At 68.3% G+C, this 19233-nt stretch carries 12 protein-coding genes; 6 read left to right on the forward strand and 6 right to left on the reverse strand.

Annotated features, from left to right (window positions below):
• Positions 1–50: 50 nt before the first annotated feature.
• Positions 51–1676, reverse strand: a complete 1626-nt coding sequence (locus BO64_RS00895; protein WP_496401387.1) for a GMC family oxidoreductase — start codon at positions 1674–1676, stop codon at positions 51–53.
• A gap of 114 nt (positions 1677–1790) precedes the next feature.
• Between BO64_RS00895 and BO64_RS00900 the strand changes: the two genes are divergently transcribed.
• Entirely contained in the window at positions 1791–3179 is a 1389-nt protein-coding gene (locus BO64_RS00900) for a flavin-containing monooxygenase (RefSeq protein WP_496401388.1), read from the forward strand.
• A 10-nt stretch (positions 3180–3189) separates the two neighbouring features.
• Here BO64_RS00900 and BO64_RS00905 read toward each other — a convergent pair whose 3' ends face one another.
• Positions 3190–5049: an alkyl/aryl-sulfatase gene (locus BO64_RS00905; protein WP_496401389.1), complete on the reverse strand. Its 1860-nt coding sequence runs from the start codon at positions 5047–5049 to the stop codon at positions 3190–3192.
• A gap of 122 nt (positions 5050–5171) precedes the next feature.
• On the opposite strand from BO64_RS00905, the gene BO64_RS00910 reads away from it, so the two are divergent.
• Positions 5172–6680 carry a serine hydrolase domain-containing protein gene (locus BO64_RS00910; protein ID WP_496401390.1) on the forward strand — a complete coding sequence of 503 codons (1509 nt, stop codon included), beginning with the start codon at positions 5172–5174 and terminating at the stop codon, positions 6678–6680.
• A gap of 7 nt (positions 6681–6687) precedes the next feature.
• Here BO64_RS00910 and BO64_RS00915 read toward each other — a convergent pair whose 3' ends face one another.
• Positions 6688–8079 (reverse strand): carotenoid oxygenase family protein, encoded by a 1392-nt coding sequence (locus tag BO64_RS00915; protein ID WP_496401391.1) that lies wholly within the window; start codon positions 8077–8079, stop codon positions 6688–6690.
• A gap of 93 nt (positions 8080–8172) precedes the next feature.
• Here BO64_RS00915 and BO64_RS00920 point away from each other — a divergent pair, with 93 nt between their 5' ends.
• The gene (locus tag BO64_RS00920) at positions 8173–8778 is read left to right on the forward strand and encodes a TetR/AcrR family transcriptional regulator (protein ID WP_496401392.1); all 606 of its coding nucleotides are present in this window, start codon (positions 8173–8175) and stop codon (positions 8776–8778) included.
• Between the two features lie 9 nt (positions 8779–8787).
• Here the strand turns inward: BO64_RS00920 and BO64_RS00925 are convergent, their stop codons facing one another.
• Positions 8788–9546, reverse strand: coding sequence for an RDD family protein (locus BO64_RS00925; RefSeq protein ID WP_496401393.1), 759 nt, complete (start codon positions 9544–9546; stop codon positions 8788–8790).
• A gap of 80 nt (positions 9547–9626) precedes the next feature.
• Here BO64_RS00925 and BO64_RS00930 point away from each other — a divergent pair, with 80 nt between their 5' ends.
• Positions 9627–10778, forward strand: coding sequence for an epoxide hydrolase family protein (locus BO64_RS00930; protein WP_496401394.1), 1152 nt, complete (start codon positions 9627–9629; stop codon positions 10776–10778).
• Positions 10779–10785: 7 nt separating this feature from the next.
• Here BO64_RS00930 and BO64_RS00935 read toward each other — a convergent pair whose 3' ends face one another.
• Positions 10786–11259: a YbjN domain-containing protein gene (locus tag BO64_RS00935; protein WP_496401395.1), complete on the reverse strand. Its 474-nt coding sequence runs from the start codon at positions 11257–11259 to the stop codon at positions 10786–10788.
• 113 nt (positions 11260–11372) lie between these two features.
• Between BO64_RS00935 and BO64_RS00940 the strand changes: the two genes are divergently transcribed.
• Positions 11373–12380 (forward strand): beta-eliminating lyase-related protein, encoded by a 1008-nt coding sequence (locus BO64_RS00940; protein WP_496401396.1) that lies wholly within the window; start codon positions 11373–11375, stop codon positions 12378–12380.
• Between the two features lie 82 nt (positions 12381–12462).
• On the opposite strand, the gene BO64_RS00945 is transcribed toward BO64_RS00940, so the two are convergent.
• Positions 12463–15474 (reverse strand): TonB-dependent receptor plug domain-containing protein, encoded by a 3012-nt coding sequence (locus BO64_RS00945; RefSeq protein WP_496401397.1) that lies wholly within the window; start codon positions 15472–15474, stop codon positions 12463–12465.
• A 661-nt stretch (positions 15475–16135) separates the two neighbouring features.
• Between BO64_RS00945 and BO64_RS00950 the strand changes: the two genes are divergently transcribed.
• Positions 16136–19222: a TonB-dependent receptor domain-containing protein gene (locus BO64_RS00950; protein ID WP_496401398.1), complete on the forward strand. Its 3087-nt coding sequence runs from the start codon at positions 16136–16138 to the stop codon at positions 19220–19222.
• The last annotated feature ends 11 nt before the right edge of the window (positions 19223–19233 follow it).

Here is a 19233-nt window from a genome sequence, read left to right on the forward strand (position 1 = left end):
TCTCCCGCGCCGCGGGAGAGGACCGTCATCCCTGACCGGCGAGGACACGCTTAGGCGCGCGCGTCCTCGATGACGAATCGGGCGCCGCGCTCACCGATCATGACGGTGGGCGTGTTGGTGTTGCCCGAGGTGATGGTCGGCATCACCGAGGCGTCGATCACCCGCAGGCGCTCCAGCCCCATCACCCGCAGCCGCGCGTCCACCACCGCTTCCGGGTCGGACGGCATGCCCATCTTCGCCGTGCCCACGGGATGGAAGATGGTCGTGCCGATGTCGCCGGCGGCCTTGGCGAGGGCGCTGTCATCGTCGCCCACCTCCGGCCCCGGCAGATGCTCCTGCGGCTGATAGGGCTGCAGCGCGGGCTGCGCCATCAGCCGGCGGGTCACGCGGATGGCATCGGCCGCCACCCGGCGGTCCTCGGGCGTGGCCAGGTAGTTGGGGGCGATGCGCGGCGCATGCGCCGGATCGGGTGAGCGCAGGCGCACGGTCCCGCGCGAGGTCGGCCGCAGGTTGCAGGCCGCCACCGTGACCGCCGGGAAGCGGTGCAGCGGCTCACCAAACCGGTCCAGGGACAGCGGCTGGACGTGGAACTGGATGTTGGGCCGCTCGTGCTCCGACGAGGAGACGGTGAAGAGGCCGAGCTGCGAGGGCGCCATGGTGAGCGGCCCGGTGCGGAACAGGGCGTATTCCAGCCCCATCCAGGCCCGGCCGAGCAGCGAGTGATAGGCGCTGTTGAGGGTGGGAACCCCGGTGACCCTGTAGATCGCCCGCTGCTGCAGGTGATCCTGGAGATTGCGGCCGACGCCCGGCCGGTCAGCGATCACCGGCAGGCCCAGCTCGCTCAGCCATTCGCCTGGTCCCACGCCCGAGAGCTGAAGGATCTGGGCCGACCCGATGGCGCCCGCCGAGAGGATCACCTCGCCCCGGGCCCGCGCCGTGAAAACCTGACCGCCCCGCCGGAAGGCCACGCCCACCGCCCGGCCATTTTCGATCAACACCCGCTCCACGGTCACGCCGGTCTCGAGGCGCAGGTTCGGCCGCTTCAGGGCGGGCTTGAGAAAGGCGCGCGCAGCCGACCACCGCATGCCGCGCCGCTGGTTCACGTGGAAAAGGCCGACGCCGGTGTTGTCGCCCGTATTGAAGTCCTCGGTGGCGGGGACACCCATCTGCACCGCGGCCCGGGCGATGGCGTCCAGGACCGTCCAGCGCACCCGCGGCTGCTCCACCCGCCATTCGCCGCCCACGCCGTGATGCTCGCTGTCGCCCAGGAAATGGTCGTCCAGCCGCCGGAACACGGGCAGCACGTCCTCCCAGCCCCAGCCCGAAAGGCCGAGCTGACGCCAGTGGTCGTAGTCGGCCGCCTGGCCGCGCATGGAGATCATGGCGTTGATCGCCGACGAGCCGCCGATGACCTTGCCCCGTGGGTACTTCAGCGCCCGGCCGTTCAGCCCCGGCTCCGGTTCGGTCTCGAACAGCCAGTCCGATCGCGGATTGCCGATGGCGAAGAGGTAGCCCACCGGCACGTGGAACCAGATCCAGTCGTCCCGGCCGCCGGCTTCCAGCACGAGCACGCGGGCGTTCGGATCCCCCGACAGCCGGTTGGCGACAACGCAGCCGGCGGAGCCCGCGCCCACCACGATATAGTCGTATTCGCCGTCGAGGAGCTTGGCCGTCATGCCCCTCCTCTTGCGCGGAATCGCGTTCCGCCGCCACCGGCCTGAGCGCCACTTGCCCGCCGTCGCGTAAGGCGATCAGACTTCCGGGAAAACAAGCAACGACGGGAGGAACCCATGGCAGCGCCCCTGCCCAAGGCCTGCATCATCGGCGCGGGCTGCTCCGGCTTCACCACCGCCAAGCGGCTCAAGGACCTTGGCGTGCCGTTCGACTGCTTCGAGATGTCGGACGACATCGGCGGCAACTGGTACTTCAACAACCCGAACGGCCTTTCGGCCTGTTACGAGAGCCTGCACATCGACACCTCGAAGTGGCGCCTGGCCTTCGAGGACTTTCCGGTGCCGGCCGAATGGCCCGACTTCCCGCACCACGCCCAGCTGCTGCAGTATTTCCACGACTACGTCGACCACTTCGGTCTGCGGCCGCTGATCACGTTCAATACGGCGGTCACCAAGGCCGAGCGTACCGCCGATGGCCTATGGGCGGTGAGCCTCTCCACGGGCGAGACGCGGCTCTACGACGTCCTGTTCGTCTGCAACGGCCATCACTGGGACGCCCGGGTGCCGGAGTATCCGGGCCATTTCGACGGGCCGCACTTCCACGCTCACGAGTATCGCACCCCGTTCGACCCCGTGGACATGCGGGGCAAGAACATCGTCGTCGTCGGCATGGGCAATTCGGCGATGGATATCGCCTCCGAGCTCTCCCAGCGGCCGATCGCCAAGACGCTGTGGGTGGCGGCCCGCCGGGGCGTCTGGGTGCTGCCCAAGTACATGGACGGCCGTCCGGCGGACAAGGCGGCCCTGCCGCCCTGGTTCCCGCGGAAGCTGGGCCTGGCCCTGGCCCGCAAGAGGATCAAGCGCGCCATCGGGCGGATGGAGGACTATGGCCTGCCCAAGCCCGACCACGAGCCCCTGGAGGCGCACCCCTCAGTGTCGGGCGAGTTCCTGACCCGAGCCGGCTGCGGCGACGTCAAGTTCAAGCCGAACATCGCCGAACTCATGGGCCGCAAGGTCCGCTTCGAGGATGGCAGCGTCGAGGAGGTGGACGCCATCATCTACGCCACCGGCTACAAGATCAGCTTCCCGTTCTTCTCGGCCCCAGAGCTGCTCCCCGACGCCGAGCACCGCTTCCCGCTGTTCAAGCGGATGATGAAGCCCGAGATCCCCAACCTGTTCTTCATGGGCCTGGCCCAGCCGCTGCCGACCCTGGTGAACTTCGCCGAGCAGCAGGCCAAGCTGGCCGGCGCCTATCTGACGGGCCAGTACCGTCCGCCGCCGCCGGACGAGATGCGGGCCATCACCGCCAAGGACGAGGCGCTGCACCTCGGGCCCTACTACAAGTCGGCCCGGCACACGATTCAGGTGGACTTCGGCATCTACGTTCACGACCTCCTGAAGGAGATCGCGCGGGGCGCCAAACGGGCCAAGGCGGCGGGGAACGCCCTGCCCGTCCCGGCCCGGGCCGAGGCCGCCCAGGCCGGGAACGTCGCGGCGGCCGCCTGAGCCGCCGCCCTTAGCGGGTCACGATCGGAAAGTCGGTCCGCGGCGCCGAGAGCCAGCTGACCAGCTTGGCCAGGGGCTCGGCGCCCGCGGGGGCCTGCGCCCCGGCCAGGGTCACCGCCAGAAATTGGGCCCGCGGCAAGGTGACGACGGCCTCGGCCACGCCTCCCTCGGGCTCGGGCTCCCAGGTCAGCACGTCGTTTCGCACCGACACGCGAAAGCGCTCCTGCCGGTCAGGGAACACCAGATCCAGGCTCGCCGCCTGGCCCTTGGACTTGGCCGGGTCCAGGCGCACCGACAGCAGGTCCAGCAACATGCCGGTTGGCGTGTGGGCGATCAGTTCGGCGGACGCGCTGCGTCCCCCGCCCGGGGGCACGCCCTGACGCAGTTCGCGGGCGCCCGAGAGGTACATGTTGCGCCAGATGGCGCTCTCCGCCGCCATGCCCAGACGCTCATAGACCCGGGCCAGCAGGTCTCGAGCCGCGGTGTTTCCGGCGTCGGCCAGCACCAGACGATTGGCGAGGGTCGCGGCCCAGCGGTCATCGCCGGCTTCATGGGCCTTCGTTGCTTCCGCCAGGACCTTGGCCCGCCCGCCCATGGCCGCCACGTAGCGGGCGCTTTCCTCCGCCGGCTCCAGCGGGGCGAGGTTCACGGGATTGGCGTCGTACCAGCCCATGTAACGCTGATAGACCGCCCGACTGTTGAAGCTGAGCGTGCCGTAATAGCCGCGGTTGTACCATTCGCGGTCGAGCGCCTCGGGCAGCTGCAGGCGATTGGCGATCTCGGGACCGGTGAGTCCGTCGTTCATCAGCCGCACGGTCTGGTCGTGCAGGTACTTGTAGGCGTCCCGGTGCTTGGAGAGGTAGTCGGCGATCACCTCGCGTCCGAAGCGCGGCCAGGCGTGGCTGGTGAACAGCACCTCGGACCGGTCGCCATAGAGCCGGATGGACTGGGTCAGATAGTCGGCCCACTGCTTGGCGTCCCGCACCAGGGCCCCGCGCGGCGTGAGCACATTGTGCAGCGTGGCGTTGGCGTTCTCCGCCAGGCACAGGGCCTTGAGATCCGGCAGATAGATGTTCATCTCGGCCGGGGCCTCAGTCTCCGGCGTCAGCTGGAACTCCATCCGCACGCCGTCCACCACCAGGGTCTGGCCGGTGCGGACAATGTCCACATTGGGCGGCGCCAGGGTCTGGGTTCCGGCGCTCACCGCCATGCCGATGCCGGCGTTGATCTGGCCGGTCGGGCCTTTGGGAAGGAAGCTGCCGAACTGATAGATCGCCCGCCGCTGCATGGCCGGCCCGGCGATGATGTTCTCTGAGACCGCATCGGCCAGGAAGCCCTCGGGGGCGATCACCTGCACCCGGCCGGCGGCCAGCGCCTCCGCATCGACCACGCCTCGGGCGCCGCCGAAGTGGTCCACGTGACTGTGGGTGTAGATCACGGCCACCACGGGCCGCGCGCCCAGCCGGGCGTTCACCAGCTCCAGGGCCGCCCTGGCCGTCTCCGCCGAGGTCAGCGGATCGATAACGATCCAGCCGCTCTTGCCGGCGATGAAGGTGGCGTTGGCGAGGTCGAAGCCGCGCACCTGCCAGACCCCGTCCATCACCTTGTAGAGGCCATGGCGGACCAGCAGCTGCGACTGGCGCCACAGGCTCGGATTGGCGCCGGCCGGCGCCTCGGCCTTGAGGAAGTCATAGGCTGAGAGATCCCACACCACCCGCCCGTCCGCGGCCATGATCTTCGGATCCTCGCGGGTGGCGACGAAGCCGCGGTCTGCGAAATCGAAGTCCTGGCGATCGGAGAAGTCCGGCGCGGCCTGCGCCATACCCGCCGCCAACAGGGCCAGCGCGGCCCCCATCATCAGCTTGCCCATGTGGCGCACCTCCCTGCCCCACGGATTAGCCCGCCCTGCCGATGAAGCAATCTTGCCTCGACGTAACTTGACGGGACGAGCCGCTATCGGGCGCCCTGCAGCCTCGGATTGGGGGACGAGACATGAAGTTCGCAAGCTGTTTGGCGGCCCTGGCCACGTTCTGCTTCGTCAGCCCGGCGGCGGCCCAGGCGCTGCAATCGCCGCCGCAGCAGCTCGATGCGGCGCGGAAGGCGGCCTTCGCCGAGCTCGACCCGCTGTTCGAGACGTTCATGCGCGAACAGAACGTACCCGGCCTCGTCTATGGCGTCGTAGCCGACGGCCGCCTCGCCTATGTCCGGAGCCTGGGCGTGCAGGATGTGGAGACCAAGGCCCCGGTGACGCCCGACACGGTGTTCCGCATCGCCTCCATGTCCAAGAACTTCACCGCCCTCGCCGCCCTGAAGTTGCGGGACGAGGGTCGCCTGGCGCTGGACGACCCGGCCGAGCGCCATGTGCCCGAACTGAAAGGCCTGAGATATCCCACCAGCGACAGCCCGAAGATCACGGTCCGGGACCTGCTTAGCCACACTGGCGGCTTCGTCACCGACGATCCCTGGGGCGACCGTCAGCTGGACATGCCCGAGGCGGACTTCTCCCGCTTCGTCGCCGCCGGCGCGCCCTTCTCCCGGACACCGGGAACGGGCTTCGAATATTCGAACTTCGGCTACGCCCTGGCCGGGCGGGTGGTCTCGAACGCCGCTGGCCGGCCCTATGCCGACTACATCGCCGCCAGCTTCTTTGCCCCCCTCGGCATGGCCTCCACCACCTACGACATCGGCAAGGTTCCGGCGGCGCGACTGGCCCGCGGCTATCGCTGGGAGGACGGCCAGTGGAAGCCTGAGCCCGCCCTGGGGCCCGGCGCCTTCGGCGCCATGGGGGGCCTGCTCACCAGCGCCGACGACTACGCCCGCTACATGGCCTGGGAGCTCGCCGCCTGGCCGCCGCGGAACGAACCGGAGGACGGCGTCCTCGCCCGGGCCAGCATCCGCGAGATCGCCCGTCCGCAGACCTACCTGACCGTCCAGCGCCGCGCCGAGCCCGATGGCTGTGACCGGGGATCGGCTTACGGCCTCGGGACCATCTCGTACACCGACTGCGTGCTCGGCCTGCACTTCGGCCATTCGGGCGGCCTGCCCGGCTACGGCTCGAACGTGCTGATGCTGCCGCAGCGCGGCTTGGGCGTCTTCGCCTTCACCAACCGCACCTACGCCCCTGCGTCGGTAGTGGTGCGCCAGGCCGCGACCCAGCTGGTCAGGTCCGGCGCCTTCCCGCTGCGCGAGAGCCCGAGCCCCGCCGTGAAGGCGATGGCCGAAACGGCGATGCGGATCTACGCCGCGGGCGACGTCCTCGCCGCCCGCGAGGCCCTGGCGATCAACTTCCTGCTGGACGAGGACGCCGCCCACCGAAACGCCAGGATCGCCCCGGTGAAGGAAAAGCTCGGCGACTGCAGCGGCGAACTACAGCCCGTGCGCGTGGACAGCGCCCTCTCAGCCATCCTGCGCGTTCCGTGCGAACGGGGGACGCTGGAGGTCCGTTTCCTCCTCGCGCCCACCACGCCCCTTACCTTTCAGGCGCTCGATTTCCGCAGCTGATCCCAGCCTAGAAGGACGCCCAGTTGCCGTGGAAGCCGAAGGGCACCCGGCGCGGCATTTCGGCGGTGGCGATGGGCCCCTTGGCGAGGTCCAACGCCTCGAAGATCAGGAAGTCCGAGCGGTTCTCGGCCGCGCGCCACACCACCGCCGTCAGCCAGCCGTCGCCCTCGGGCGCGTCGGCCGATCTGGGGACGAACACCGGTTCGGAGGTGAGGTCGCCATCCGGCAGTTCATAGACCTCGCGCCGCCCCGTCTGGAGGTCGAGCCGGGCGATGGCGCTCTGCTTGATGGTCTTGGCGCCGGACGGATCGGCCGCATACCAGCCATGCCGGTGCTTTCGCGTTTCCACCCGGGGATCGACGCGCGGGAACTCGCTGTCGAGGTCGTCCAGGGGCTCCTCGCGGATGGCGTTGCTCGGGGCGGCGAGGTCGAATGTCCAGCGCACCAGCCGGGCCGCGGTCTTCTCACCCGGCGAGCCGTCGGCCCTCGGGAACAGCGGGGCGGCGTCATAACGCATGACGTCGGCGATGAGCTTGCCGTCCTCCTCCCAGGCGTTAAGCGGATGGAAGACGTAGCAGGCCTCGGTGTTGAACCAGCGGATGCTGTCCACCGAGCCGTCCCGGCGCATCACTCCCACATGGCTGCCCTTTTCCGGCTCCCAGGCGAAAGGCGCGCGCCCGCTCATGGCCCGCTCCAGGCTCCCGGTCAGAGGCAGGACCGGGAACAGCACATGGTTCTCGGTGACCATGAAGTCGTGGACCATCGAGGCGAACGGGGCCTGAAAATCGTCACGGCGAACCACCCGCCCCTGCGCATCGGTGACGCCGTAGCTCATGCCCGGCGAGAACGGCATGGCGCCGACGCCATAGGCGAACCACACCATCTCGCCGCTGACCGGATCCAGCTTCGGGTGGGCGGTGGTGCGCCCCGCATAGGCTTCGGCGTAACCCACCGTTTCCAGCGACCGAGGCTGCATCTCGGTGGGCATGTGCCCCTCCTCGAGGGCGAGCAGCTTGCCCGCATGCCAGACGATGTTGGTGTTGGCGACGCCTGAGTCCTGACCGATGCGGTCAGGCTCGGTGGTGGCCGGATTGCCGAACGTGCCGAACAGCGAACGGCCCGCCTCGTTCTCCGCGCGCCATTTGGGCGTGCGGACGTAGCGGTTGCGGTACGAGACCTTGCCGTCCTCGACATAGAAGCCATGGACCATGCCGTCCCCAGCGAACCAGTGGTGGTTGGGATCGCGCGGCTCGAACTGCGGATTGGGCCCGATCCGGAACAGCGCGCCGCGCAGTTCGCGCGGAACCTCTCCTTTCACCGGGAGGTCGAAATCATCCTCCGACCGGATCGGCGCGAAGTTACCCGTCAGATAGGGGTTGATGCGTGCATCGCCGTCCATGGCCTTCCTCCCTGAGCCTTCGACAACTTACGTTGTAAATTTATGCGGTAAGGTCTAGGCCTTGGCAAGCGCTTTCGTGAGCAGTGAGTCACCATGCCCCGCGTCCTCACCGAGACTGACGTCGCCGACTTCCGCGAAAGACTTTGCGCGGCGGCCGAGCGGCTGTTCGCCGAGAAGGGCCCCGACGCGGTGACCATGCGCCAGCTCGCCGCCGAGCTGGGCGTCTCGCCAATGACCCCGTATCGCTATTTCAAGGACAAGGACGACATCCTCGCGGCGGTGCGGGCCAACGGCTTCAACCGGTTCGCGCAGGCGCTGGAGAAGGCGCGGGCCGCCAACACGGGCAACGCGCGGCACCGCGGGGCGGCGGTGGGTGAAGCCTATGTGGCCTTCGCCCTGGAGCATCCGCACACCTACAAGCTGATGTTCGACCTGAACCAGCCGGACGAGGGTCGCTATCCCGAGCTGGTGGAGGCAGGCCGCCGGGCTCGGGCGACCTTGAGCGACTATGTGAAGGATCTGATCGCGGCGGGCGTCCTGGCCGGCGATCCCGAGCAGCTGGGAACGATGTTCTGGGCCGCCGCCCACGGCTGCGTCGTGCTGGAGCTGGCCGGCAAGCTGCCGCCGGGTTCGGCCAAGGAACTGCACCGGGCGATGGGCCAGGCCATGAGCCGGGGCCTGCGCCCCGACGTAGCCTGACGCACGCGCTCAGGCGCGAACCACCCGCGCGCCGGTCCAGCGGTCATAGGCCGGTGTTGGCCGCCCCGTTAGCAGCCAGGCGAGCGCGATCAGCGCGAGCGTCCCGACCGCCACGAGTTCCCCGATCCATATCGCCCGGGCGTAACCGAGCAGCGCCGGCGCGAGTCGCCCGAGTTGCGGAAGGACAAGGACCAGCACCGCCCCCGCCACCAGCCAGCCATAGACGATCAGGTTCCGCCCCAGGGCGCGGGCGAAACCCAGTCGGTCGCCGGACACGGAGACGACACGCAGCCCCAGGGCCGCCTTGCCGGGAGTGGCGAGCACAACGCCTTCGGCCAAAGCCATGAAGAGCACGAAGGCCAGGGGATAGGCGAAGCCCAGCGAAACCGGCCGCACCGGCTGGCCGCTCCGGTCCACGGGCTGAAGCACCGCCGCGCGCATGAGCGTCTCGCCCCGCTGGGCCTCGACAGCGACTGAAACGAAACGCCCGCTCTCCAGGCCGAGGAACAGCCGGCGGCAGGCCGTGGCCGAGACGACCCGGGCCTGGTCCGCAGGCACCGCCGCCAGGGCGGCCACAGCGACGGCCGGCGCAAGGTTCTCCGTCGGCGCACAGCGCTCGGCAGGCTGGAATACATAGGCGCGCAGTCGCCCGTCGGTGGCGGCGTATAGGGACACCGAGATCAGGCTGGCGACGAACAGGAAGAAGACTCCATCCACCACCGCCGCGGCGAGACGCCGCCAGACCGGAGCTGTGTTCCCGTCGCTCATCGCCTGGTCCCCCATGGCGGGGGAACTTGACCGCCGTCGCGTCATCCGTCGAGCCTCCTTGAAAACAGGGAGGAAGCCGGATGACGCAGCCGCAGCCGTTCGAGGTGGCGTGGAGCGCCGAGGAGGTCGGCGCCGTGCTGGCCCAGGTTAGGGCCTATCCCTGGCCGCCGGCCCCAGCAGTGGACGACGGCTGGGCCTACGGCTGTGACGGCGGCTACCTGCGGGAGCTCTGCCAGTACTGGACGGACGCCTACGACTGGCGGGCCGCGATGGCCGACCTCAACCGCTTCCCGCAGTTCAAGGCCAGGGTCGAGGACTTCGACCTGCATTTCGTCCATCTGGTGGGTGAGGCCCGCGGTCGACGCCCCCTGCTGCTCACCCATGGCTGGCCGGGGTCTCACTACGAATTCTGGGAAGCGGCGGAAAAGCTGGCCTTCCCGAGCCGCTTCGGCGGCGATCCGGCCGACGCCTTCGATCTGGTCATCCCCTCCCTCCCCGGCTTCGCCTTCTCCTCGAAACCCGCCCGCCCCATCGGCCAGCGGGCCACGGCGCGGCTGTTCAACACCCTGATGACCCAGGTGCTGGGCTATGACGGCTACCTCGCCCAGGGCGGCGACTGGGGCGGACTGGTCACCTCATGGCTGGGGCATGACCACGGCGCCCATGTGCGGGCCATCCACCTCAACATGATCGGCTTTCGCCCGCCGGGCCCGCCGCAGTCCGAGGCGGAGATCGCCTGGATCCAGCGGCAGACGGCGATGATGGACGTGATGGGCGCCTACTTCCGGCTTCAGGCTTCCAAGCCCCAGTCGCTCGCCTGGATGGCGGCCGGCAATCCGGTCGGCCAGGCGGCCTGGATCACTGAACGCTTCCACGACTGGGCGGATCTGTCAGCCAGGACGCTGGACGAGGCCTTCTCCAAGGACCGCCTGCTGACCAACATCATGCTCTATGTGATGACCGGCAGCTTCACGACGGGAGCCTGGTACTACCGCGGCCTGGTCGAGGAGGGCGGCGTGGTTCTCCCGGAAGGCGTGCGTTGCGAAACGCCCACGGCCTTTGCCAACTTCCCCGGCGAGCCGCTCTACACCGCCCCGCCCCGCAGTTGGGCCGAACGCGCCTACAACATCGTCCGCTGGAGCGAACAGCCGCGCGGCGGCCATTTCGCGGCCATGGAAGAACCGGACCTGTTCGCCGATGAGGTGCGCACCTGGGCCCGCGAGCTGGCCTGAGGCCGGCCTACCAGTTCGCCAGGGCCTTGGCGGCCGGGAACAGTGAGAGGAAGACGTTGAAGTCATCCTCGAGGGCCTCCCACGTCCCGCCGGGCGCGACATTGGCGTCGTATTCGAAAGCGAGGTCGCCGTCCCGATCGAGGTAGGCCTTCAGGAAGCGCTTGTCCCGGTTCCAGGCGTTCACCTCCTCGATGCCCGGCGTGTTCGGCCCCTTGTCGAAGCCGAGGTAGAACTGCACCCCGGCGCAACGCCCCTTGCTGCAGTCGTAGAAGAAGATGCTGAAACGCAGGCCATCGGCGCCCGACAGGATGTGCTGGTCGCCGTCGCTGGCCGTCTCCACCTGTGCCTTGTAACCATTGTCGATGAGCCAGGTCCGGACTTCCTGGACCGTGACTCCGCCCTCCGGGATCGGCTTGGACCACGCCGGCGCTGCGGCCATGAACGCGACACATGCGGCGGCGGCCGCCCAGAACCGTTTCATCCTGTCCCTCAAATGCAGATGCGCGCGGGTGGACCACCCAGAGGCCGGGGCCACAAGCGCAGGACGCCAAAGCTGTTGATCCTTTGCGCTGCGGCGGGGAGAACCTGTCCTCCATGGCCCGATATGACTTCGCTTCGGACAACACCGCTCCCGCCGCGCCCGAGGCGATGGAGGCGATTCTCGCCGCCAACAGCGGCTTTACGTCCGGCTACGGGACGGACGCGGTCACGGCCCGCGCCGCCGACCTGATCCGCGAGTTGCTGGACGCCGACGCCGAGGTCCGGTTCGTAGCCTCCGGGACAGCGGCCAACGCCGTGGCCCTGGCCGCCCTCGCCCGCCCGTTCGAGGCGGTGCTGGCGCATGAGCACGCCCACGTCTGCACGGACGAAACCGGCGCGCCGGGCTTCTTCGGCCACGGGATCGGCCTCGTTGGCTTGCCGGGGGCCTCGGGCAAGATCGACCCCGCGTCCCTCGCTGCGCCCCTTGACGCCGCAGACGTCTCCTATCGCCAACCGCCCGCGGCGCTCTCCCTGACCAACGCCACCGAATACGGCACGGTCTATTCCGTCGACGAACTGAAAGCCCTGATCGAGCCGGTGAAGGCCAGGGGCTATGGCGTCCACCTCGACGGCGCCCGCCTCGCCAATGCCGCCGCGGCTGGCTTCGACCTCAAGGTCATCCAGGCCCTGGGGGTCGATCTGCTGGTGGTCGGGGGGACCAAGGCCGGCATGCCGCCCACCGAGGCCGTGGTGATCTTCGACCGGAGCCTCGCCCGGCGGTTCGACGCCCGGCTGAAACAGGCCGGCCAGCTGCCGTCCAAGGGCCGGTTCTACGCCGCGCCGTTCATCGGAATGTTGGGATCCGGCGCCTTCCTGCGTCACGCCGCCCATGCCAACGCCATGGCGCAAAGGCTCGCGGCGGCCTCGCCTTTCCCGGTGGTCCATCCGGTGGAGGCGAACGCAGTCTTCGTCGAGATGGACGAGGCGACGCTTGCCCGCCTGCATGCGGCCGACTGGTTCGCCTACCGCTTCCTCGACGGGTCGGTGCGCTTCATGTGCTCGTGGGCGACCACCGAAGCGGCGGTGGAAGAACTGATCGAGGCGCTGCGCGCCATCGCCTGACCAGGGCCCCGCCTGACTAGGGCCCATACGAAAACGGCGGGCCTTTCGGCCCGCCGTTCCCTTGGTCTGAACCTTTCGGCTCTTACCAGGTCTTGCTGACGTTCACGTAGAACCGGCGACCCAACATGTCGTAGCCGTTCAGCGCGGCGGTGCCGACGCGGAACTGGTTGGTCGACTGGGCCGGCGGACGCTCGTCGAAGACGTTCTGGACGCCGACCTGGACGAACGCGTTCTGCTCTTCCAGGCGCTTGCGCACCGACAGGTTATGGTACGCGGTGAACTCGGCGTACTGCTTGTAGTACACGTCCTGGCCGTACCGGCTGGAGTAGAAGACGTCGCCTTCCTCCACCTCGGTGTCGGAGGCCTTGCCGATCAGCGTGACGCCCCAGTTCACCGACCAGTCGCGCAGGGTGTAACGCGTGTTGATCGCGCCCGAGAAGTCCGGACCGCCGTAGTTGAAGGTGGTGCCGTTGTAGTCCTCTGGCTCCGTGCCGCCGATCAGGGTGGTCACGTCCTTCAGCTTCCAGGTGAACTCGCCGTCGATCGACAGGCGACCGTAGTCGCCGAAGTCCTTCACCACCTGGACGTTCAGGTCGATGCCCTTGTGGCGCTGGTCAGCCACGTTGACGTAGCTGTTGTTGATGTCGGTGATGTTCAGGTAGCTCGGGGAGGCCGGGTCGAGGTCCCGACTGAACAGGCCGCAGTAGGCGCTGTTCGGGAAGTCGGCGGCCTTGTAGCACTGCTCCACGATGTTGGCCGCGCCGAACCGGCGGACCTCGTCGTTGATCTTCAGGTCGAAGTAGTCGACCGCGATGCTCAGGTCGAACCAGGGCTTCACGAACTGCGGCGTGAGGATCACGCCGACCGAGAGCGCCTTGGAGGTCTCGGCCTCCAGGATGCCCTTGCCGCCGCCCGTGGTGATGAGCGCGCTGCCGCCGCCGAAGTTCGGGCTGGTGCCGGTGTAGTTCGACGGGATGCCTTGGGAGGCGCAGTTCGCCTGGATCTGGGCGTTGGTCTCGTCTTCCCAGCGCACGCAGGGGTCGACCACGGTCTGGCCGCTGTAGCTGGTCTGGTTGGCCAGATACAGTTCGTACAGGGCCGGGGCCCGGAACGAGGTGCCGTAGGTGCCGCGGAACCGGATGTCGTTGTTGACCGCCCAGTTCAGGCCGACCTTGTAGGTCTCGTTGCCGCCGTAGCTCTTGTAGTCCGTGTAACGGGCCGAGCCGTCGAACGTCAGGCTGTCGACGAACGGCAGGTCGCTCAGCAGCGGGACGCTGAGTTCGCCGAACACTTCGCGGACTTCGTCGCTGCCCTTGGTACGGCCCGACGAGGTCGAGCCCCAAAGGTTGCTGTTGGCGATGTTCACCCCCGGATTGTCGTCAATGCTCTCGTGGCGGAGGTGGAAGCCCGCCAGAGCCGTGACCGTACCGGCCGGCAGTTCGAAGATGTCGCCCTGGACGACGCCCTCCACATAGTACTGCTCGTACTTGGTGGAGCCGCCGTCGCGGCCGAACAGGAACGCACGCTCGGCGTCGGTGAAGTCGCCGGCCAGGATCCGCTGGCTGATCCACGGGATGCCGTTCGGCAGGGTCGCGCAGGTGAAGCCCGAGATGTTGCCGCCCGCAGGGTTCGGATCACAGGCGGCCGCGCCCGTCGTGGCGACCACGCGGTCGTTGTAGATGATGTCCTGCCAGTAGGTGGCGTCGGACAGGCTGTACGACCCGTAGATGTCCCACGAGAGGTTCTTCACGAAGCCCACGTCGCCCGCGTTGCCGCGCAGGCCCGCCACCGCGTGGTAGTAGTCGACGTCCTGGCCCTGGTTCGACGGCAGGGCGATGACCGGCTGGATCGTGGTCTGGCCCGCGTCCGCGAGCAGCGCCACGTTCGGGTTGGCCGGGTCGATGGTCGGGAACAGCTGACGGGCGCTGTACTGTTCGGTCTCACGACGGTTGAACAGCACCTGGCCGTAGGCTTCGACATTGTCGCTGAGTTCGAAGGCGCCGTTGGCCAGCACCGCGAACCGCTCCGACGGGCTGACCACCGAGGCGTTCAGCCAGTCCTTCGACTCGTAGTTGGCGTACGGGAAGGTGGCCGGGAAGCCGGCGCGGGCCATGCGGGCGAAGGTGTCGGCCAGGGCGGCCGGCACATTGTTGCCCTCGGCAGCAGTCGGGTAGTCGACGCCCGGCTGCCGGTAGACGAGGCTGCCGGCGTTGGTGGCGACGTAGTTGTTCGACAGGTTGTAGCACTTGTAGAAGAACCCGCCGTTGTCCGTCACGTCGGTGAAGTCGACACGGGTCTTGCCGTCGGCCGAGAACAGGTAGTCGGCGGCGCAGGACGTATCGTTACGCTGGGCGCGACGCAGCGGCTCCTGGCGATAGTATTCGCCGGCGACGTTGATGTAGCCGCGCTCGAACGTCTTGCCCCAGTTGCCGCTCAGCCGGTAGTTCGCGCCGCCGCCGTGCTCGGTGTTGTTGCCGTAGGCGTCGAGGGTGAGCGCGTCGGTGCGATTCTTCAGGACGATATTGACCACGCCGGCCACGGCGTCCGAGCCGTAGATCGACGAGGCGCCGTCCTTCAGGATCTCGACGCGGTCGATGGCCGACGCCGGGATGACGTTCAGATCCATCGGGCCGACGGTGCCGCGGGTGCCGGCCGGGCCGACGCGGCGGCCGTTGACGATCACTAGGGTGCGCTGGTCGCCCAGACCGCGGAGCGACACCGTCTGGGTGCCAGGGCCGCCGTTGGTGACGTAGCCGGTCAGCTGGTCATTGGTCTGGAACGAGCCGGCGGCCAGCGACGATTGCTGGAGCGCATCGGCCGTGCTGGCGACGCCCTGCAGGGCCATCTCGTCCGAGGTGATGACCGTCAGGGGGTCGGGAGCGGTGTAGGCGTTGCGCCGCAGGCGCGAGCCGGTGACGACCAGAGCCTCGACGTCGACCGCGTCCGAAGCGGAAGCGCCGCCATTGTCGGTCTGGGCGACGAGGGTGGCCACCTGGTCAGCGGGGGCCTGCTGGGCCGCGGCGGGGCCGGCGGCGAGGAGCAGGGCTCCCCCGAGCGCCGTGGTGGAGAGGAGCAACCTCTGCGCGGTGATCATGCTCTGAACTGTCCGTTTCTTTGGTCTCGCGCACGCCTCATGCGCTTGGGCGCGGACCCTAACGGCGATGTAATCCGGCCAATGGGTTACTGGCCGAATGAACATCGAAACGCGACGCATGTCACATTTCAGTCACGCTTTTTGGGGCTGAAACGCCAAAAAGTGTCGCACATGCGCTCAATTTGAGAGAACGCAAATCGGCGAACATCTTGCAGATCGTCAACGACTATTGATGAACAACCTGAACAATAAACCCGATTGCTCAAGCTTGCGCCCAAATGAACGTTACGATGTTCAATGATTGAGCGGATTTCGCCGCCCCCGCGGCGCGTGGGGAAGGCCGGCTGACGCAAGAGCGCTCATTCCGCAGCCCCAAGCGCAGCTTGCAGGCGATCAACCTCGACGGGCGCCCGCCGAACTGTGACAACTTTGGCGCACCTCGCACACAAAACGTCACAATGAGACGTTTCACGCCGCCATTTGCGGCGACTTCTGGTTGTCGCTGCGACGGTCAGATGACAGCGTTCCGACATCTCCGCCGGGGTGATTTGCGCAGGCCTGCGCAGGTCCGACGCCCCAGGCGGCCCGGGACGCTCCGGAGGGGGCCGTCCCCAACTCAACCATCTTGCGGGGCTGCAGAATGAACCTCAATCGTAGTCACTTGCTTCGAACCGCGCTTCTGGCGTCGGCGGCTGCGGCCGCGGCGCTCGCCGCGCCCAGCTTCGCTGCGGCGCAGGAGGTGGACGAAGTCGTGGTCACCGGCTCGCGGATTCGCCGTCCGGATCTCACCTCAGTCCAGCCGCTGCAAGTGATCACCACCCAGAAGATGGAGAACCGCGGCTTCACCAACGTCGCGGACGCCCTCAACGACCTGCCCTCCGCGGGCGTGCCCATCAGCCCGGTGGGCGACCAGGGCTCGTTCGGCGTCGGCCGCAACTTCATCAACATCTTCAACCTGGGCACCAACCGGACCCTGACCCTGGTCAACGGCCGGCGCTTCGTGGGCGGCAACCCCGCCTCGATCTTCACCGGCGCGGCCGCCGGCGGCCAGGTCGACCTGAACGTGATTCCCACCGGCCTGATCGACCGCATCGAGACCATCCAGGCCGGCGGCTCGGCCGTGTACGGCTCGGACGCCATCGCCGGCGTCATCAACGTCATCACCCGGTCCGACTTCGAGGGCGTGGAGCTCGACGCCCAATACGGCATTTCGGATCGCAATGACGCCGAGGAGTGGCGCGGCCGGATCACCGTGGGCAAGCGCTTCTTCGACGACCGCCTGAGCCTGTCGGGCAGCTACGAGTACAACGAGACCTCGGCGTTGGGTTACGTGGATCGCGCCCGCACCCGCGAACAGCTGACCTTCGCCAACAACCCGCTCAACACCAGCGGCTCTGACGGCATCCCGGGCGCCATCCCGATCTTCAACCGCCGCATCCCTGAGGTCACGTTGGGCGGCCTGCCGTTCCGGGCCAACGCCGCGGGCAACAACGTGGCCGGCACCTCGGCGGCCAATGTCATCCGCCTGCCCGACGGCCGCCTGGCCCAGTTCGGCGCCGGCGGGGCGCTGGTGCCCTATGAGTTCGGCGACTTCTACCAGGCGTCGATCGCCTCCGGCGGCGACGGCCTGAACCTGGCCGAGCTGTCGTCGCTGCTGTCGCCGGTCGAGCGTCACGTGGCCACGGCCTTCGCCCGCTACGACGTCACCAGCAACATCCGGATCAACGGCGAGTTCTACTATTCCAAGTTCGACGCCGAAGAGCCCTACAACCAGCCGATATACAACGCCCCCCTGTTCGGCGGCACGTCGTCGGCCCTGGTGTTCTCCACGGCCAACCCGTTCCTGCCGGCCGCCTCGCGCGACATCCTGCTGAACCAGCCGACCCCGCTGCCGGCCGACCCGAACAATCCGGGCGAGCGGCTGTTCGCCCTGTCGCGCGCCTCGCTCGACATCGGCACCAACAAGACCACCGCCGACGGCGAAACCTGGCGCGGCGTGCTGGCGATCGACGGCGACCTGCAGTTCCTGGACCGCGACTTCTTCTGGAGCGCGTCCTTCACCCAGGGCGAGGCCACCGGCTCCTTCACCAGCCCGAACATCGTCCAGACGCGGTTCGCCCAGGCGATCGACGTGACCCGGGACGGCTCGGGCGCCATCGTCTGCCGCGACCCGGCGGCACGGGCCGCGGGCTGCGTCCCGCTGAACCTGTTCGGCTACGGCTCGCCCAGCCAGGCGGCCCTCGACTGGGTCGGAGTGCAGTTCGAGTCCAAGTACAAGATCCTGCAGACCGTCTATGAAGCCAACTTCGGCGGCGACCTGTTCGAATTGCCGGCCGGCGCCTGGTCGTTCGCGGCCGGCGTCGAGGCCCGCTACGAGAAGTCGGACTTCAACCCGAACGAGCCGCAGGAGCTTGGCGTCGGCCGCTCGGCCGCCATCACCGCCCTCACCGGCAAGTTCGACACCAAGGAGTGGTACGCCGAAACCCTGGTGCCGGTGTTCGGCAACGACTTCAGCTTCCCGCTGCTGCACCGCCTGGAGTTCGAAGGCGCCTACCGGAAGGTGGACCACAGCCAGGCCGGCAAGGACGACGCCTGGAGCTACGGCGGCCGCTGGCATCCGATCGCGGACCTGATGATCCGCGGCCAGAAGAGCCGCTCGTTCCGGGCCCCCGCCATCACCGAGCTGTTCCTGCCGACGGCCACCAGCTTCATGACGGCGACCGACCCGTGCGACTTCCGGAACATCAATTCCGGCCCGAGCCCGGCCATCCGTCGCGCCAACTGCCAGGCGGCGTTCCAGGCCCTGGGCCTGCCGCCGGACTTCAACCTGGTGTCCAACGTCCAGGCCGCCACGGTGCAGGGCGCCACCGCCGGCAACCCGGCGCTGGAGAACGAGATCGCCAAGCAGTGGACCCTGGGCTTCGTCTATCAGCCCTCGTTCGTGCCGGGTCTGGCCATCAGCTTCGACTGGGCCAACATCCAGCTGGAAGGGGCGATCTCGAACTTCACCCTGACCTCGATCCTGCAGGTCTGCTACGACTCGCCGAACCCGCCGGCCGACGCCTGCAGCCGCTTCCAGCGGGGCAACTCGACCACCGATCCCGTCACCGGCCAGGGCCAGATCCTGACCAACGGCGCGCCGACCGGCGCGGGCGCGACCGCCACGGGTCCGATGACCGGCTACATCAACGCCGGCTACATGAACTTCGAGGGCTTCACGGCCGGCATCGACTACCGGGTCGACCTGGCCGACTGGCTGGGCGGCGCCTTCAGCAACTGGTTCGGCGGCAACCCCGGCCAGCTGGACTGGAACTTCGACCTCTACCACGTGGAGCGTCAGGAGACCTCGGTCACCGGCCTGGGCTTTGACCTGAACCGCGACCAGGGCGAGATCGGCAACGCCAAGTGGCGCTGGAAGCTCGAGACCAGCTACAACCGCGGCCCGCTGTCCGTGAACTGGACGGTGAACTGGATCGACGAGTCGTCGTTCAACAACGACTTCACGCTGGAGACCCGCTACCCGCTGAAGGTCGACGACTACTTCCTGCACGACCTGGGCGTCACCTACGACCTGGCCGATGTGACCAAGCGCTGGGGCCTGGGCCTGGACAGCCTGCGCGCCCGCCTGGTGGTGCGGAACCTCTTCGACGAGGAGCCGCCGATCTACGCGACCAACGCGGCCAATGCGTACGGCACCTACGACTTCATCGGCCGCTACTTCGTGGTTGGCCTGACGGGTCGGTTCTAGGCCATCGGCCA

This window comes from Phenylobacterium composti DSM 19425 (genome assembly GCF_059568645.1).

Coding starts and splice junctions, on each gene's coding strand:
- BO64_RS00910 (WP_496401390.1), top strand. CDS start 5,172: ATGAAGTTCGCAAGCTGTTTGGCGGCCCTGGCCACGTTCTGCTTCGTC.
- BO64_RS00940 (WP_496401396.1), top strand. CDS start 11,373: ATGGCCCGATATGACTTCGCTTCGGACAACACCGCTCCCGCCGCGCCC.
- BO64_RS00900 (WP_496401388.1), top strand. CDS start 1,791: ATGGCAGCGCCCCTGCCCAAGGCCTGCATCATCGGCGCGGGCTGCTCC.
- BO64_RS00935 (WP_496401395.1), bottom strand. CDS start 11,259: ATGAAACGGTTCTGGGCGGCCGCCGCCGCATGTGTCGCGTTCATGGCC.
- BO64_RS00895 (WP_496401387.1), bottom strand. CDS start 1,676: ATGACGGCCAAGCTCCTCGACGGCGAATACGACTATATCGTGGTGGGC.
- BO64_RS00925 (WP_496401393.1), bottom strand. CDS start 9,546: ATGAGCGACGGGAACACAGCTCCGGTCTGGCGGCGTCTCGCCGCGGCG.
- BO64_RS00915 (WP_496401391.1), bottom strand. CDS start 8,079: ATGGACGGCGATGCACGCATCAACCCCTATCTGACGGGTAACTTCGCG.
- BO64_RS00945 (WP_496401397.1), bottom strand. CDS start 15,474: ATGATCACCGCGCAGAGGTTGCTCCTCTCCACCACGGCGCTCGGGGGA.
- BO64_RS00905 (WP_496401389.1), bottom strand. CDS start 5,049: ATGGGCAAGCTGATGATGGGGGCCGCGCTGGCCCTGTTGGCGGCGGGT.
- BO64_RS00920 (WP_496401392.1), top strand. CDS start 8,173: ATGCCCCGCGTCCTCACCGAGACTGACGTCGCCGACTTCCGCGAAAGA.
- BO64_RS00930 (WP_496401394.1), top strand. CDS start 9,627: ATGACGCAGCCGCAGCCGTTCGAGGTGGCGTGGAGCGCCGAGGAGGTC.